Here is a 14,999-nt window from a genome sequence, read left to right as displayed (position 1 = left end):
TTCTTCTCACCGAAGGCTATTCCAACCAGCGGTTCTCGCCGTTGAGAGGGACACGCATGACGAGCCACGCAACCGAAGTCGACCTCGAAAATCTGCTTCGCCGCGCGTTACGGACCTCAGGTGCCGGCGCGCGTTGGACGACCGACGCGGACGAGATGTGGTGCCGCCTTGCACACCAGTCCGGTATGCGACTCAGGCAGGGCTGGAAATTGCACGTCTCCGCGACGGCGGCTTCCGCTCCCGAAGTGCTCGAGAAAGCCCTGGAAGTCCTCCTCCACGAGGAGTCGGGATTCAAGTTCGTCCGCTCTCTCGAACAGGTGAGCGCGCTCAATTCCCGCGCCACACCGCGCGGAAACTCGGGCAAGTTCATCACCGTGTACCCATCCTCCGACGAGGCCGCGGCCCGGCTGGCGCTGGAGCTGCACAAAGCCACGGCGGGCCTGGCCGGCCCCCGGATCCTGTCCGACCAGCCCTATGCCCCGCACAGTCTGGTGCACTACCGCTACGGCGCCTTCGTCGGCCGCCGGCGACTGTCGGACCAGGGTCTGCTGGTGTGGTTCATCGAGGACCCCGACGGAAATCCCGTGGAGGACAAGCGCACCGGGCAGTACTCCCCGCCCGCCTGGGCGGTCAGCCCCTTTCCCGCCTCGGTACCGCTGCCCCCGCGGCCGAAGAAGGCGGCGAACCGTCCGGTACTGCTCGGCGGCCGGTTCTCGGTACGGGAGGCGATCCGGCACACCAACAAGGGCGGTGTCTACCGGGGCACCGACGTCACCACGGGCGCCCCCGTGGTGATCAAGGAGGCCCGGCCGCACGTCGAGGCCGACGCGTCCGGCTCCGACGTCCGCGACTGGCTGCGGGCCGAGGCCAGGACGCTGGAGAAGCTCCAGGGCACGGGACTGGCACCGGAACCGCTCGCGATGTTCGAGACGGGCGGGCACCTGTTCCTGGCCCAGGAGGAGGTGCCCGGTGTGCCCCTGCGCACCTGGGTCGCCGAACGCTTCCGTGACGTCGGGAGCGAACGCTACCGGGCGGAGGCGCTCGCCCAGGCCGGCCGCCTGGTGGAACTGGTCGCGGCGGCCCACGCCCGCGGCTGCGTGCTGCGGGACTTCACCCCCGGCAACGTCATGGTCCGCCCCGACGGCCGACTGCGCCTCATCGACCTGGAACTCGCCGTCCTGGCGGACGACGTCCCGCTCCCGACCCGGGTGGGGACCCCGGGCTTCAGCGCCCCCGAGCGCCTGACGGACGCCCCGGTCTCCCCGACCGCCGACTACTACAGCCTCGGTGCCACCGTGTGCTTCGTGCTCGCCGGGAAGGTGCCGAACCTGCTGCCCGAGGAACCGGCCGGCCGGCCCGCGGAGGAACGGTTCGCCGAGTGGCTGGCCGCCTGTGACGAAACGTTGCATCTGCCGGACGGGGTGCCGGAGACGATCCTCGGGCTGATGAAGGACGCTCCCGGCGAACGCTGGGACCCCGCCAGGGCACGTGCGGCGCTGCGCGAGGCGGACCCGGCGAAGCAGCCGCGCCCCGCAGCCGAACAGCCGCGCCCCGCAGCCGGACCGCCGCGCCCCGCCGCCGGACCGCCGCGCCCCGCAGCCGGACCCCCGCGGACCGCCGACGAACAACCGCGCCCCGCCGTCGGACCCCCGCGGACCGCCGACGAACAACCGCGCCCCGCCGTCGGACCCCCGCGGACCGCCGCCGGACAGCCGCGCCCCGCCGTCGGACAGCCGTGCCCCGCAGCCGGACCCGGCACGGCGGTACCGGACGCGGTCACCGGGATGGTGAACCACCTCGTCGACACGATCACCCCCGCCGACGGCCGGCGGCTGTGGCCCGTGTCCACCCTGGCCGGGGAGACCGACCCCTGCACCGTGCAGCAGGGCGCGGCAGGCGTACTGGCGGTCCTGACCCGGTACTTCGAACTCACCGGCGACCCGCGCCTGCCGGACCTGATCCGCACCGCGGGCCACTGGATCGTCGCCCGCACCGACACCCGCTCCATCCGTCCGGGCCTGCACTTCGGCGGCCGCGGGATCGCCTGGGCGCTGTACGACGCCGGACGTGCCCTCGACGACCGCACGCTCACGGACCACGCCCTGGCCCTGGCGCTGGCCCCGCTGGAGCCGACGCCCAGCCACGACATCACCCACGGCTGCGCGGGCAGCGGACTCGCCGCCGCCCACCTGTGGCAGCGCAGCGGCGACCCGCGCCTGGCCGAGCCGGTCGTCGACGCGGCCGACCGGCTGGCCGCCGCCGCGCGGCCCGAACCGTCCGGCGTGAGCTGGCCCGTCCCCGCGGAAGCAGTCTCCGAAGAGGCCGGCAAACGCTATCTCGGCTTCGCGCACGGCACCGCCGGTATCGGCGCCTTCCTCCTCACCGCGGCGGCCGTCTCCCACCGGGTGGAACACCTGGAGCTGGCGGTGGCGGCGGGAGAGCACCTGGTGGCCAACGCCGTGCTGGTCGGCCGGGCCGCCCAGTGGCCGGCCCAGGTCACCGATCCGCCCACGGCCCCGTACTGGTGCCACGGTTCGGCGGGCATCGGCTCCTTCCTGGTCCGTCTCTGGCAGCGGACCGGGGACGAACGATTCGGCGACCTCGCCCGCGGCGCCGCGCACGCCGTCGTGGAGCGCGCCTCCCGGGCCGCCCTCGCCCAGTGCCACGGGCTGGCGGGCAACGGCGACTTCCTCCTCGACATGGCCGACGCCACCGGGGACCCCGCCTACCGAGCGATGGCCGAGGACCTGGCCCGCCTCATCGTCCGCGAACGCGCCCACCGCGCCGGCCACGTCGTCTTCCCCAACGAGTACGGGGACGTCTCGACGAGCTGGAGCGACGGGTCCGCGGGAATCCTGGCGTTCCTCCTGAGGACCCGCCACACCGACCCCCGGCACTGGACCGTCCAGCTGCCGGGCTGAGCGACAGGAACCCTCCTGCCGCCACCGCACAAGAGAAGGAGAATGTCATGGAGAACCAGGCCCTCGAGCTGCTGGCCGAACTGCACGCCCTTCCGGAGACCGACCCGGTGGACTTCGACGGAGCGTCGTTCTCCGGTACGTGCGCGTGCGTCGGCCTCCTGACGCTGCTCAACACCGTCTGTGTGGGCGTCAGCTGCGCCTAGCCGAGATACTCCGGCCGGTGACCGCCCCCGGGCGGCCACCGGCCGGAGCCGACGCCGCCACGGCCGGCAGGACCGCGCGAGACACCCCCGTGGACGAGGACCCGACCATGCAGCCACATGCCGGTGACGACGCCCCCACCCGACCGACCTCCCTGACCGTGGCCCGTACCGGCCCGGACGTCACGCGGCCCGCCGCGCGGCCGAAGCCCGCCATCAGCATCCGCGGCCTGGTCAAGAGCTACCCGGGCCCGGACGGAACCACCACCCACGCCGTCCGCGGCCTCGACCTGGACGTGTTCGAGGGTGAGACCTTCGCCTTCCTCGGCCCCAACGGCGCGGGGAAGTCCACCACCCTGGCCCTGCTGTGCGCCCTGGCCCGCCCCACCGCAGGACAGGCCACGGTGGCGGGCGCCGACGTGCGCAGCCGGCCGGACCTGGTCCGCGGAGCGGTCGGGATGCTGTTCCAGCACAGCGCCCTGGACCCGGACCTGACGGCCGAACAGAACCTGTACATCCACGCCCGCCTCTACGGACTGCGCCGCCGCCGAGCCCGGCTGCGCGTCACCGAGACCCTGGAGACGGTCGGTCTCGCCGACCGGCGCCGTTCCCCGGTGCGCACCCTGTCCGGCGGCATGCGACGCCGGCTGGAACTCGCCCGCGGTCTGCTGCACGCGCCCCGGGTGCTGTTCCTCGACGAGCCGACCACCGGCCTCGACCCGCACGCCCGGGCCCAGGTCTGGGAACACCTGCGGGCACTGCGCGACCGGCACGGCTGCACGCTCTTCGTCACCACCCACTACCTGGAGGAGGCGGAGCACTGCGACCGCCTCGGCATCATCGACCACGGCCGGCTCGTGGCCGAGGGCACGGCCCGCGCGCTGAAGGCCGCCATCGGGGACGACCGGGTGGTGCTGCGCACCGGCGACGACCCGGCGGCACGACAGGTCGTGGCCCAGGCCATGCCTGCGGGCGTCACCGTCACCCTGGACACCGAAGGCGTCCGGCTGCGGGTGCCCGACGGCAGTGCCTGGATCCCACGCCTGTGCGTGGCGCTGGCGGGCCACGGCATCGCGGTGCACGCCGCGTCCGCGACCCCGCCGACCCTCGACGACGTCTTCTTCCACCACACCGGCCGCAGCATCCACGTCCCCCCGCCCCACGGGACACCGGCGGCCCCCGTTCCGGGCGGCCCCACGGCGGCGGCCGAGGAGGCCCCATGACCGCATCCGCCCCGCCGGCCCCGGACGCCCCCGGCGCCCCCGAGGACCCTGGCACCCCGGAGGACGCCGGCGGCCCCGGCCGCGCCCCGGGAATCTCCCCGCGCCACGAACTGCGCGCGGTCCACGCCCTGGTCCACCGCGATCTGCTGCGCCTGTCGGCCCAGCGCGTCCACACCGCCCTGATGCTGCTCCAGCCGGTGCTCTACCTCTTCGTCCTGGGAGGCGGTCTGGCCGCCCTGATCCCCGGCTCCTCACTGGGCGTCGGCTACCAGGCCTACCTCTTCCCGGGCATGCTGATCATGACGGTGCAGGCGCCGGCCATCATCGTCGGCATCCGCCTGATCACCGACCGGCAGAGCGGTTACCTGCGCGAACTCCTGATGGTCCCGGTGAGCCGGCCCACCCTCCTGCTCGGCAGCTGCGCCGGCGGCACCCTCGTCTCCACGGTCCAGGGCGCCGTCCTGCTCGGCCTGGGCGGCGCCGTCGGTTTGCCCTACGACCCGCTGCTGCTGGTACTGCTCCTCGCCGCCCTGCTCCTCGCCTCCTTCACCATCACGGCCCTGTCCCTGCTGCTGGCGGTGAGCCTCGAACGGCCCGAGATCTTCCAGATGCTGCTCGGCCTGGTGATGATGCCGCTGCTGTTCCTCTCCGGCGGCTTCTTCCCGCTGGAGAACCTGCCGCGCTGGGCCCACGTGCTGACCGTCGTCAACCCGCTCGCCTACGGGGTGGACCTGCTCCGCCGCTGCATCGCGCTCCGGGTACCGCACCAGGCGGCCGCCATGGGCGTCGAGTGGGCCGGCCGGCAGCCTCCGCTGCTCCTGGAGTGCGCCCTCCTGCTGGCCGGCGGGGCCCTGGCCCTGGTCTGGGCCGCCCGCCGCTTCGGCCGCCCCGAGTGACGGCCCGGCGCCCGCCCGCCACGACGGGCTCTAGGCTGGGCGCCAGTTGCCGTAGAACAGGAGTGCTCATGCCGCAGATCACCGTCGACTACTCCGCCACGGCGGACGCCGCGTTCGACAAGGCGGGCTTCGCCCGGGCGCTGCACACCGCCGTGGTCGAGATCGCCGCCGCCAAGCCGGAGGCCTGCAAGACCCTGTTCCGTGCCGCCGGCGACACGGCCTACGGCTACGACGCCGACGGGGCGCATGTCATCGTCCACGTGACCTTCGGCCTGCTGGCCGGCCGCACCGACGAGACGAAGGCGAAGCTCACCGAGACGACTCTGGAGTTGCTGCGGGAGCACCTGAAGCCGGAGGGGTTCGTACTGCACGCGTCCGCGGAGGTGCGGGACCTGGATCCCTCGTACCGGAAGTACGAGAGCTAGGTCCGCTTCCGTCGGTTGTCCGACTGTCCGGTTGTCCGGCTGTCGCGCCGTCGTGGTCGCTCGCGCAGTTCCGCCCCCAGCCTTCGGCCGGGGGTATCCCCAGAGCCCCTTCGGGGCGCGGATCCGGCAGTGCCCCGTAAGGGACGCGGGGAACTGCGCGGCCGGCCACCGCGGCGCCGCACCCGCTCGACGGCACAGGCGGCAGCCCGGTGGGCGCCCTCAGCCGGCCAGGGCTATGAGCCGGGCGGCCAGGTCGGCGAACGGACCGTCCGTCGGCTCTCCCGCCACCATCCGCTTCACCAGCGCGCTCATCTCCTCGTCGTACGCGGCGCTCACCGCTGTCAGCGCCGCGAAGTCATGGACGAGCTGCACCTCCAGCTCGCCGCGCGGGATGCGCCGGCCGTCCAGCCAGATCAGCGCCGTCGACTCGGCGAGCGAGATCCAGGAGCGGACCACGAGTTCGAGGCGGGCCGGGGCCTCGGTGACGCCGAGGTGGGAGAGGATCTGCTCGTACGCGGCCTGCCGCACGGAGTCGATGAGCGCGTTGGTGGCGGAGGACCCGACCGCGGGCCCGCCGCGCATCAACGCGGCGAAACCGGGCCCGTGTTCGTCGACGAAGTCGAAGAAGCGGCGCATCACACGCAGCAGCCGGGCGCCGAGCGGACCCTCGTGCGGTTCGGTGAAGCGGCCCGCGAGATCCTCCGAGGCACGCTTCAGCGCGGCCTCGTACAGGCTGAGTTTGCCCGGGAAGTAGTGGTAGACCAGCGGCCGCGAGATACCCGCGGCCGAGGCTATCTCGTCGATGGAGACCTCGTCGGGCGAGCGGCGGCTGAACAGTTCGAGGGCTACGCCGATCAACTGCTGCCGCCGCTCTTCGACTCCCAGTCTGCGGCGTACCCCGGTACTCATGCGAACACCTTACCGATCGGATTCGGCCTCCCACGGCCCCGACCCGGCACCCGGGTTCACATATCCAGCACAAGTCTCCCACTTCGCGCCCGCGACACACAGATCAGCATCGAGTCGGCACGCTCCGTGTCCGTGAGCAGCTCGTCCCGGTGCGCCACCTCCCCTTCCAGGACCCGTTGTTGGCAGGTCCCGCAGAAGCCCTGTGCGCACGAGTAGGGCGTGTCGGGCAGTTCCGCCCGCACCGCGGCCAGCACCGACGTGTCGGCCGCCACCGTCAACGTCCTCCCGCTGCGCCGGAGTTCGAGTTCGAAGGGCCGGTCCTCGCCGGTGTCGGCGAGCGGCGCGAACCGCTCCAGGCGGACGGCCGGGAACCGCTCCTCCACCGCCGCCGTCAAGCCCTCGGGGCCGCAGCAGTACACCGCCGCCCCCGCCGGCACCGGCAACGCGCCGAGGTCCGGGCGCCCGTCCGTGTCCTCCGCGACCACCGTGACCCGCTCGTCCCCGGCCAGCTCCGTCAGGAACGGCATGGAGGCACGGGTCCGCCCGCAGTACAGCAGCCGCCACTCCACCCCGTCCGGCACCGCCCGCAGCATCGGCAGGATCGGGGTGATGCCGATGCCTCCGGCGACGAAGACGTAGGAGTCGGCGGCCACCAGCGGGAAGCGGTTGCGCGGTCCGCGCACCTCCAGTTCCATGCCCTCGACGACCTGCTCGTGGAGCTCCCGCGAACCGCCCCGCCCGCCCGCGACCAGCCGGGCGGCGATCGTGTACGACGAGGTGTCCGCCGGGTCCCCGCACAGCGAGTACTGCCGGACCAGCCCCGATGGCAGCACGACGTCGAGATGGGCGCCGGGCTCCCAGGTGGGCAACCGCTCGCCTGCCAGGCGCAGTTGCACGACTCCGTCGGCGACCGTCCGGTGCGCGGTGACCAGCAGCCTGAGCGCCCGGGAACGCGGCCGCCCGGAGGTCGGCGGGTCCAGGGCCGGCAGCGGCCACAGCGGGGAGTCCTCGATACGACGGCGCAGGGCCCGCCTGGCGAGCAGCGCGGCGCCCGCCACCGCGACGGCGGTCCGCAGTCCTGGTGTTCTCACCGGCCCTCCCGCTCGGCGGCCGAGGCTGCGGGGGAGGAGGCCAGGTAGGCGAGCGCCTGGGCGGTGGACCCCTCCTGTGAGGGGTGGTAGCCGCGGCTGAGGTAGCGCGGGACCGACCTCAGCATGGCGCCGGTCGTCGGGAGCGTGCCGCGCCGGCCCGCGATGTGGAAGTCCCGGAGCCGGGCGCGGCCTTCGTGCAGCGTCGGGTCGTTCGCCATGAAGAAACGGGCGCCGCGCTGCCACAGGAACACGATCGCCGTGAACGCCGTCGCCCAGGTCCGCACCCGGCGCGCGTAGCCGCCGTCGACGTGCAGGAACAGGTCGAAGGCGACCGAGCGGTGCTCGACCTCCTCGGCGCCGTGCCAGCGCAGCAGGTCCAGCATCGTCGGGTCGGCGCCCCGCCGGTCCAGTTCCCCGGCGTTGAGCACCCAGTCGCCGAGGAAGGCGGTGTAGTGCTCGATGGCCGCGATCAGCGCGACCCGTTCGAGGAGCCACCAGCGGCGGGCTCTCCCGGGCGGCAGCGTGCGGTCGCCGAGCAGCTTCTCGAAGAACCAGTCGACCTGCGCGGTGTACGGCGTCGGGTCCAGCCCCAGCTTCCTGAGGTGCGGCAGCACCTCGTCGTGGGCCTGGGAGTGCACCGCCTCCTGCCCGATGAAGCCCACGACGTCCGCGCGCAGCCGCTCGTCGCGGATCAGGGGCAGCACCTGCTTGTAGACGTGCACGAACCACCGCTCACCGGCGGGCAGCAGCATGTGCAGCACGTTGATGGTGTGGGTGGCGAACGGATCGCCGGGCACCCAGTGCAGCGGGGTGTCCTCCCAGGCGAAGGACACGTTGCGGGCCTGGAGCGGGACGTGCCCGCACTCCACCGGTCGCGGCGACTTGTTGGACATGGCGTCAATGTACTGACGGGTAGCCGGGCTGAGAAGAGCTGTGACGGACCTTGTTTACAAGAGTGTCAGCAAGGGGGAGGCGCCTGGCTCAGCGCAGTCCGCCGATCTCGCGCCCGCCCGCCAGCGTGCCCTTCAGGGAGGCCTGGGCCCCCTGCCTCGCCTTGGCCGCCAGCAGCGCGCCCGGCGCCGACGCGGTGACCCCTCCGGTCGCCCGGACCGACGTGGTGTCGCGGCCGCCCGCGGCCAGCAGGTACCACTGCCCGCCCCCGGACTTCCACAACACCCCGGCCAGCACCTGCGGATCGCGCGGGCCGCAGGCGGTCACATCGGCCCCCTTGGCCGCGACCGCCCCGTACCGGCTGCCCGGCGTGCGGAACTGCGCCAGGGACACCGTCCCGTCGCCCCGCCAGGTCTCCGCCCGGGTGCACACCCACGACCCGGTGCCGCCGGCCTCCGGCAGCGGCTGCGCGGCGAACGCCCACGCGTTGACACTGCGCACCCCGGCGGAACGCTCGGCGGCCAGCGAGCAGGCGAACGGCGCCCAGTCCCGCAGTGCCGCCGCCCCGTCGACCTCCCCGGCCCGTCCGGGCTGCCCGGCGGTGAGATGGGCCGGCACCAGCTCGCCCAGGTCGGTCGAGAGCCGCACCCCCTGCGCGTCGGTCAGCTGGAGCACCTCCCAGGACGTGCACGCCCCCTGTCGCAGCGCGGCGCTGGCCAGCGGCCCGGTCACCCCGTCGGTCAGCCCCACGTCCGTCGCCGGCGCGGCCGGCTTCATCAGGTCTCGCTCGGCCGCACCGGTCACCCAGGGCGCCGTCAGATAGCGGACGTTGCCGTCGGCCCGGCCGAGCACCAGCGCGCTCGCCTCCGTGCCGGTCGCGCCGTCGACACGGGCGAAGTCCAGCGCCGCGCCCGCGGTGCCGTCCTTCGGCTCGGCGTAGCGGGCGATGCGCAGACCGTCGTAGAAGACCGCCACGCGCGCGCTGTCGACGATGCCCGCGTACAGCAGTTGGGGCGGTCCGGACGGGCCGCCGGTCGGGGTGCCGGGGGTCGCCGAGACCCGGACCGTGGGGCCCGGACGGGCCCAGACCGCGAGGGCGCGGCGCAGCAGCGCGGTGTCGCCGGTGAGGGCGCCACGCGCGGGCCACACGGAGAAGTCGGTACGGGCGGCCGTCTTCCAGGCGGTGGCCGGGACCTTCGTCAGCCGGGCGGGGTCCAGGGCGGCCTGGGCGGCCGGGTTCCGCGCGTACACCGGAGCGGCCGCGCCGTCGGCGCCCCAGCCGCCGCCGGGCAGCGCGACCAGCGCCCCGCAGACCGCGAGCGCGGCCGCCGCGGCGAGCGCCGCCCTGGTGTGCTGGCGGCGGCGCCTCAGGTCGGTGGGCCGGGCGTGCAGCGAACACGGGTCGAACTCGGGGGAGTCGAGCAGCGGGTACTCCGCCGGCACGCCGTTCGCCTCCGCGAGCGCGGCCTCCGGCTGGTCGACCCCGGCCGTCCTGAGGATCCTGCGGACCTCGCCGTCGGGGAGCCGTTCGAGCCCGCGCAGCGCGTACGCGGCCCGGGCCGGGCCGGAGAGGGTGGCCAGCCGCTGGTCCAGGGCGAGTTCGTCGGCGCCGCCGGAGCGCGGAAAGAGCCGCAGGCCCCACACCTGGGGGAACAGCGGCGGCAGCTGGGCGCGCCTGGGCCACGCGGTGAGCCTGAGCGGGCGGCCCGCCTCCAGTGCCGTACGTACCACTTCGAGCCGGACGAGCGCGTACCCGGGGTCGGTGTCCCGGCCGGCCGACTGGGCGGGCACGGCGGGGGCCTGCGTGCGGCCGCGGGGCAGCGCCCGCTGGACGAGGGCGTGCGCGGTCAGGACGCGGCGGCCGCGGCCCGGGCCCGGTGGCAGCACGAGATAGGCGAGCCGGACCAGCCGTGGGTAGTGCTCGACGAGCGCGGCCTCGGCCTGCTCGACGTCGACGGCCGGACCCGGGGCTCCGGCGGAGGCGGCTGTGTGTGGCTGGGCTACATCCTGTGACGCTACGTCCTGTGACTGCACGTCCTGGTGAACGAGCCAGTCGTCGGTGGGTCACCGCCACCCGGGTGAGCACGGCATCCTGGACCCGCGTTCGATTTGAGCGCCCCGTGGCCCACAGCCGTATCGATGGGGAGGGCCCCCGGAGGCATCCCAGGCCCAGCAACGCGACCGGAGGAACAGATGAGGTTGACCCGACCGATGCTCGCGGCGGCCGGCGCCGTGGCCGTACTGGCGCTGGCGGGCTGCGGATCCGGCGACGGCAGCGCGGAGACGAAGATCCCGGTCACCGCGACCGGCAGCCTGGAGAGCCTGGCCGCCAAGGTGAAGTGCACCCCGGACATCCAGATCGACTCCGACGAGGTCCGCCAGGCCATCTGCAAGGTTCCCGCCGGCAAGTTCGTCTTCGCCACCTTCGCCACCGACCGCGGCCAGCGCGAGTGGATCAACGACGCGAAGGACTACGGCGGTTTCTACCTCGTCGGCCGCAAGTGGGTCGTGGTGGGCACCGACAAGCTGGTCAAGACGCTTCAGAACACCCTGGGCGGCTGGGAGGAGACCGGTACCGACCACAGCAAGCACACCAGCTGAGCCGTACCGGCCGGACCGGACGGCACGCGCACACGGAAGCGGGCGGTGGGAGAATCCCACCGCCCGCTTCCGTGCTATCCGCTAGTCAGTGCCTACTGGCACTTCTTGCCGGAGTTGATGCAGTTGGCGATGGTGTTCGCCAGGTTGTTCTTGAAGACCGCGATGAAGTCGTCGTGGTCGGTCGCCGCCTTGTGCAGCTGCTCCGGGAAGCCGTCGACCGCGTAGGCGTTCTTCACCTGGCCGTTGACGATGCTGGGAGGCGTGACGTTGTAGACCAGACGCATCGTCAGCTGCGGGATCGCCTTGAAGCCGTTCCCGCAGACACCGCTCGCCGGGTCCGCGAACGCGACGTGCGTGCGGTGGTTGGCGCTGTCGATGTTCGTGCCGTCCCAGCAGCTCTGGAAGGCGAAGGTGCGGACCACCTGGCTGCCCTGCGGGCAGATCGGGTACTGCTCGGTCAGCTGAACCTTGTTCTCGAAGCCGGTGCAGCTCCAGTGCGCGTTGGCGTTGGCCAGACCGTTGGTCGTGGTCTTGGCGTCACCGGTGATGATGCGCAGGAACTGCGGCATCGCGGTGACCTTGCTGGCCGGGGAGCCGACGTACTTGATCTGCGCCTGGACGGGGGTCAGGATCTTGCCGACGTTGCCCTCGGTGCCACCGCCGGCCGCGTTCTGGTCGAAGTCCTGCGAGCCGTCCTGCTCACGGACGACCGGCCAGTAGTACGCCGACAGGTCGCTCTGGTTCTGGCAGCTGGTCTGGTCGGCGATCAGCGTGTCGTTGGTGGCGAACGCGTCGACCTTCTGGTTGCCCACGTAGTCGTGCAGGTGGTGGGCGCCGTTGGTCACGCCGGGCGCCACGATCACGTTGTCGGTGTTGTGGTTCTTGTTCGCGTTCACACCGCACTTGGTGGTGAAGGAACCGGTCGAGGCCTGCTGGCCGTTCTGCGGCTTGCCCTGGACGTTCGCGGCGGCCTTCGTGATGTCCACGAAGTCCGCGGCCGTCGGGCCGTTGCCGGCCTGGCCGCCGATGCCCACGTCGACCGGGGTGCTGGCGCTGGCGCTCGGAGCGGCCGTGGCCTGCCCGTTGCCGCCGTTGTTCTGGCCGCCGTTGTTGTTGTTCTGGCCGCCGTTGTTCTGGCCGCCGTTGTTCTGGCCCTGGCCACCGTTGCCACGGCCACCACCACGGCCCGCGGTGGTCTGGTTCGCGGTCTGCGTGGTGCAGGCCGCGAGCTGCGACAGCGAGCTGTTGAACTGCCCGCCGACCCGGGTGATGTCGATCCGGATCCGGTCGATCGTGGCCGCCCGCTTGTCCTTCAGGGGGCCGACGATCGCGTTCTGCACGAAGTTGGCGTCGTTCGTCTGCGCCTGGCGCGTGGAAGCGAGCCGGGAGTAGGCCTCGGTGATCTGCTTGTCGAGGTTCGCCAGCTCCTTCGCCACCCCCATCTTCGCCTTGGCCGGCACGCTCGTCAGCTTCTGGCCGACGTCCGGGCAGGAGATGGTCGCCACCGTGGCGGCAGCGGCCTTCGTGTAGTTCTGGGCGGAGTTGTTCGACTCGTGCGCCGAAGCGTTCATCTGTGCCCAGAGCAGCCCGCCCCCGCCGAGCGCGACGGCCGCCGTTGCGGCGGTGACCTTGACAGCCAGCGGCGAGCGGCGTTTGCGTATGTTGCGTCCCATGGAACTCCTCAGACCTTCCTTGCGGGGCGGCATCGAGGCGCCCGACAGGAGTGAAGCGGCGCCTTCTCATACGCACCTCATCTCAGTGGTGTTCAGCCGCCTCACAAATTCATCAGAGATTTGTTACGCACTTGGGGCACAACTGCCGTTTGAGCTGCGGAAGTTCCGGGAAAATCAGCGGTCGCGGTCGAGATAGGCCAGCACCGCGAGGACGCGCCGATTGTCGTCGTCCGACACCTCGAGTCCCAGTTTGGTGAAGATGTTGGAGGTGTGCTTGGCGATGGCCCGTTCCGTGACGACGAGCTGCCCGGCGATCGCCGCGTTCGACCGGCCCTGCGCCATCAGCTCCAGCACCTCCAGCTCGCGCGGTGTCAGGCCGCCCAGCGGCCGGTCGTCCGCCCGGCGGGCCAGCAACTGCTGGATCACCTGCGGATCCATGGCCGTACCGCCCGCCGCGACCCGTCGTACGGCGTCCACGAACTGCTCCGCGTCGAACACCCGGTCCTTCAGCAGGTACCCGACCCCGCCGCTGCCGTCCGCCAGCAACTCCCGGGCGTAGAGCTGCTCGACGTGCTGGGAGAGCACCAGCACCGGCAGCCCCGGCCGGTCCCGCCGCGCCGTGAGCGCGCATTGCAGCCCCTCGTCGGTGTGCGTGGGCGGCAGCCGTACGTCCACCACGGCCACGTCCGGCTCCGACTCGGCCAGCGCACGGGCGAGTTCGGGGCCGGACTCGACGGCGGCGACGATCTCGAAGCCGTAGGCCTCCAGGAGCCGGACCAGTCCGTCGCGCAGCAGGAACAGGTCTTCGGCTAGGACAACGCGCACGGAATCTCCATGGTGACCATGGTGGGACCGCCCGCGGGACTGCTGACGGCCAGGACGCCGTCGAATGTACCGAGCCGCCGCTCCACCCCGGCGAGCCCGGAGCCGGCGCCGACCACCGCTCCGCCCCGGCCGTGGTCGGTGACCGAGATCCGCAGCATCCCGCCGCCTTCTCCCACGTGGTGCAGGTCCACCCAGATCCGGTCCGCGCCGGAGTGCTTGACCGCGTTGGTCAGTACCTCGCTCACCGCGAAGTACGCGGCCGACTCCACCGGCGCGTCCGCCCGTCCCGGCAGCTCCACGGTCACCTCCGTCGGCACCGGCAGCCGCAGCGCCAGCGCCCTTACGGCGTCCCCGAGGCCACGCTCGGCCAGCACCGGCGGATGGATGCCCCGGACCAGGTCCCGCAGCTCGCCCAGGGCCTCCACGGAGGCCCGCCGGGTCTGCGCGAGGAGCTCCCGCGCCTTCGCCGGGTCCTTGTCCATCAGCATCTCGACGGTCCCGAGGTCCATGCCCATGGCCACCAGCCGGGCCTGCGCCCCGTCGTGCAGATCCCGCTCGATCCGCCGCAGCTCGGCGGCCGAGGTGTCCACCGCGTCCTTCCGCGTCTCGGTCAGCACCCTCACCCGTTCCACGAGTTCGCCCTCACCGGGGTCGAGGACGGCACGGGTCAGCCGGAAGTGCGCGGTGAGCAGGCGCGGGCACAGGTACCAGGCACCGACCAGCAGCACGACGGCGGTGGCGGCGGCCCCGAGCGCGGTCGGCGGGCCGGAGACCGGCACGAACGCGTACCAGTAGGTGCCGCCGCCGGAGAGCACCCGCCACAGCCCGGCGGCCACCGCGAACCCCTCCAGCGGATAGAGCAGCAGCACCGCCGGCAGCAGCGCGGTCACGAACCCGGCCGTCATGTCCACGAACAGCCACAGCGCGTCCCGTCCGACCTGCGGGTCCCGCAGCATCCCGAAGGTCTTCGCCCACGGGTTGGCGTCCGCCGGGAGCGGCCGGTACGCCGACCGGATCCGTACCCCGCACCACTCGTACGCCAGTCGCCGCCGTACGTCCGCCACGTCCCGGACCCCGCCCAGGATCCAGGGGGTCGTGACGATCCCGGCGCCGATCGGGATCAGCGCCACCGAGACCGCGGTGAGGGCGAAGCAGAGGACCGAGACCGGCAGGATCACCAGGGCCAGCGCCAGCCCCCGCACGGCGGCGAGCAGCACCTCCCGGGCCCGGCTCCGGAAGCCGCCACTGTTCGTGTTCGTCGTCATGGCGCCAGTCTGTCCGACCCCGCGGACCCCGGTCACTGGCCCGAAGCCCCTTGTCAGGGGGTGGTGCCAGCTACACCCC

13 protein-coding genes are annotated in these 14,999 nt (G+C 72.9%); 6 read left to right on the top strand and 7 right to left on the bottom strand.

Features of this window, described 5'->3' with window-relative positions:
* Positions 1-56: 56 nt before the first annotated feature.
* The 5 genes from lanL (at position 57) to AAW13_RS32680 (ending at position 5,665) form a co-directional block, all read left to right on the top strand.
* Positions 57-2,921 (top strand): class IV lanthionine synthetase LanL, encoded by a 2,865-nt coding sequence (lanL, locus tag AAW13_RS32695; protein ID WP_046728275.1) that lies wholly within the window; start codon positions 57-59, stop codon positions 2,919-2,921.
* Positions 2,922-2,968: 47 nt separating this feature from the next.
* The gene (locus tag AAW13_RS46120; RefSeq protein ID WP_165941413.1) at positions 2,969-3,124 is read left to right on the top strand and encodes a VenA family class IV lanthipeptide; all 156 of its coding nucleotides are present in this window, start codon (positions 2,969-2,971) and stop codon (positions 3,122-3,124) included.
* 107 nt (positions 3,125-3,231) lie between these two features.
* Positions 3,232-4,344, top strand: a complete 1,113-nt coding sequence (locus AAW13_RS32690; RefSeq protein ID WP_052768495.1) for an ATP-binding cassette domain-containing protein — start codon at positions 3,232-3,234, stop codon at positions 4,342-4,344.
* Positions 4,341-5,240, top strand: a complete 900-nt coding sequence (locus AAW13_RS32685; protein WP_079179053.1) for an ABC transporter permease — start codon at positions 4,341-4,343, stop codon at positions 5,238-5,240. Before AAW13_RS32690 ends, AAW13_RS32685 begins: the two co-directional genes overlap by 4 nt.
* Positions 5,241-5,308: 68 nt before the next feature.
* A complete protein-coding gene (locus AAW13_RS32680; protein ID WP_046728274.1) occupies positions 5,309-5,665 on the top strand; it encodes a 5-carboxymethyl-2-hydroxymuconate Delta-isomerase in 357 nt (118 codons plus the stop codon).
* A 219-nt stretch (positions 5,666-5,884) separates the two neighbouring features.
* On the opposite strand, the gene AAW13_RS32675 is transcribed toward AAW13_RS32680, so the two are convergent.
* From AAW13_RS32675 to AAW13_RS32660, 4 genes are all read right to left on the bottom strand, one after another.
* The gene (locus AAW13_RS32675; RefSeq protein ID WP_107483463.1) at positions 5,885-6,574 is read right to left on the bottom strand and encodes a TetR/AcrR family transcriptional regulator; all 690 of its coding nucleotides are present in this window, start codon (positions 6,572-6,574) and stop codon (positions 5,885-5,887) included.
* Positions 6,575-6,630: 56 nt separating this feature from the next.
* Complete coding sequence (locus AAW13_RS32670) at positions 6,631-7,665, bottom strand: PDR/VanB family oxidoreductase (protein WP_046728273.1); 1,035 nt, start codon at positions 7,663-7,665, stop codon at positions 6,631-6,633.
* Positions 7,662-8,558 carry a metal-dependent hydrolase gene (locus AAW13_RS32665; protein ID WP_046728272.1) on the bottom strand — a complete coding sequence of 299 codons (897 nt, stop codon included), beginning with the start codon at positions 8,556-8,558 and terminating at the stop codon, positions 7,662-7,664. Before AAW13_RS32665 ends, AAW13_RS32670 begins: the two co-directional genes overlap by 4 nt.
* 88 nt (positions 8,559-8,646) lie before the next feature.
* Complete coding sequence (locus AAW13_RS32660; RefSeq protein WP_046728271.1) at positions 8,647-10,590, bottom strand: hypothetical protein; 1,944 nt, start codon at positions 10,588-10,590, stop codon at positions 8,647-8,649.
* A 159-nt stretch (positions 10,591-10,749) separates the two neighbouring features.
* Here AAW13_RS32660 and AAW13_RS32655 point away from each other — a divergent pair, with 159 nt between their 5' ends.
* Entirely contained in the window at positions 10,750-11,157 is a 408-nt protein-coding gene (locus AAW13_RS32655; RefSeq protein WP_071659755.1) for a hypothetical protein, read from the top strand.
* A gap of 92 nt (positions 11,158-11,249) precedes the next feature.
* Here the strand turns inward: AAW13_RS32655 and AAW13_RS32650 are convergent, their stop codons facing one another.
* The 3 genes from AAW13_RS32650 to AAW13_RS32640 form a co-directional block, all read right to left on the bottom strand.
* The gene (locus tag AAW13_RS32650; protein ID WP_046728269.1) at positions 11,250-12,830 is read right to left on the bottom strand and encodes a DUF1996 domain-containing protein; all 1,581 of its coding nucleotides are present in this window, start codon (positions 12,828-12,830) and stop codon (positions 11,250-11,252) included.
* Positions 12,831-13,004: 174 nt separating this feature from the next.
* Complete coding sequence (locus AAW13_RS32645; protein ID WP_046728268.1) at positions 13,005-13,655, bottom strand: response regulator transcription factor; 651 nt, start codon at positions 13,653-13,655, stop codon at positions 13,005-13,007.
* A complete protein-coding gene (locus AAW13_RS32640; RefSeq protein WP_046728267.1) occupies positions 13,640-14,920 on the bottom strand; it encodes a sensor histidine kinase in 1,281 nt (426 codons plus the stop codon). The genes AAW13_RS32645 and AAW13_RS32640 overlap by 16 nt, the downstream gene beginning before the upstream one ends.
* Positions 14,921-14,999 lie beyond the last annotated feature (79 nt).

The sequence above is a fragment of the Streptomyces humi genome, from assembly GCF_001005085.2.
Taxonomy (GTDB): Bacteria; Actinomycetota; Actinomycetes; order Streptomycetales; family Streptomycetaceae; genus Streptomyces; species Streptomyces humi.
Note: the sequence above shows the minus strand (reverse complement) of the source record. Positions and strands in the feature narration are given on the sequence as shown.

Coding starts and splice junctions, on each gene's coding strand:
- lanL (WP_046728275.1), top strand. CDS start 57: ATGACGAGCCACGCAACCGAAGTCGACCTCGAAAATCTGCTTCGCCGC.
- AAW13_RS46120 (WP_165941413.1), top strand. CDS start 2,969: ATGGAGAACCAGGCCCTCGAGCTGCTGGCCGAACTGCACGCCCTTCCG.
- AAW13_RS32690 (WP_052768495.1), top strand. CDS start 3,232: ATGCAGCCACATGCCGGTGACGACGCCCCCACCCGACCGACCTCCCTG.
- AAW13_RS32685 (WP_079179053.1), top strand. CDS start 4,341: ATGACCGCATCCGCCCCGCCGGCCCCGGACGCCCCCGGCGCCCCCGAG.
- AAW13_RS32680 (WP_046728274.1), top strand. CDS start 5,309: ATGCCGCAGATCACCGTCGACTACTCCGCCACGGCGGACGCCGCGTTC.
- AAW13_RS32675 (WP_107483463.1), bottom strand. CDS start 6,574: ATGAGTACCGGGGTACGCCGCAGACTGGGAGTCGAAGAGCGGCGGCAG.
- AAW13_RS32665 (WP_046728272.1), bottom strand. CDS start 8,558: ATGTCCAACAAGTCGCCGCGACCGGTGGAGTGCGGGCACGTCCCGCTC.
- AAW13_RS32655 (WP_071659755.1), top strand. CDS start 10,750: ATGAGGTTGACCCGACCGATGCTCGCGGCGGCCGGCGCCGTGGCCGTA.
- AAW13_RS32650 (WP_046728269.1), bottom strand. CDS start 12,830: ATGGGACGCAACATACGCAAACGCCGCTCGCCGCTGGCTGTCAAGGTC.
- AAW13_RS32640 (WP_046728267.1), bottom strand. CDS start 14,920: ATGACGACGAACACGAACAGTGGCGGCTTCCGGAGCCGGGCCCGGGAG.